General features: G+C 66.6%; 1 protein-coding gene. It reads right to left on the bottom strand.

The window, feature by feature from the left end; translation table 11 throughout:
• Positions 1-150: 150 nt before the first annotated feature.
• On the bottom strand, positions 151-650 hold a 500-nt coding region (locus ENSA5_RS09075), incomplete at its 5' end, for an IS66 family transposase (protein ID WP_146155497.1).

The following is a 650-nucleotide window of genomic DNA, read 5'->3' as shown; positions in this document are numbered from 1 at the left end:
GTAAGGTGTCGGTGAAGGCATCTTGCAGACGCACGGAGCCTGTGGCAGCGCCCAGCTCCGCAGCTCGCGGCTCTGGACTCCGACCTCGGCACCACGCTGCTGAGCCTCAGCCAGAGCGTGCTCGCGCTCGAGCGCGCAGGCTCGCTCTGCTCAGGCTGCCGAGGCGACGGCGTCCGGCGACCAGTTCTGCGGCAGCAGCTCAGCCAGTCGCTTCTGCGGCCACCCATCGGCGATCCGTGTCAAGACATCACGCAGGTAGGCCCACGGCTCGACGCCGTTGAGCTCGCAGGTGCGGATCAGCGAATACATGATCGCCTTCCGCCTCCCGCTCGCGTCGTTCCCCGCAAACTGCCAATTGTTCCGGCCGACCGCGATCCCCCTGAGGGCCCGCTCGGCGCCAGTGTTGTCCAGAGGCAGGCGACCATCTTCGAGGAAACGCTCGAGCGCGCGTCGTTGATTGAGGGCGTAGGTGAATGCGCGGGCCAGCGGCGAAGACGGCGGCTCGGTCCCCGCGTGCTCCGTAATCCACTTGAAGAGCGCGAGGAGCAACGGCCGCGAGTGCTTGATTCGTAGCCGCCGTCGAGCTTCGGGCTTCAGCCCGCGGAGCTTCGCCTTGCGCTCGACCTTGTACATCTTCTTGATCATCGCCA

The sequence above is a fragment of the Enhygromyxa salina genome, from assembly GCF_002994615.1.
Lineage (GTDB): Bacteria > Myxococcota_A > Polyangia > Nannocystales > Nannocystaceae > Plesiocystis > Plesiocystis salina_A.
This window is presented reverse-complemented; position numbering and strand designations above follow the sequence as displayed.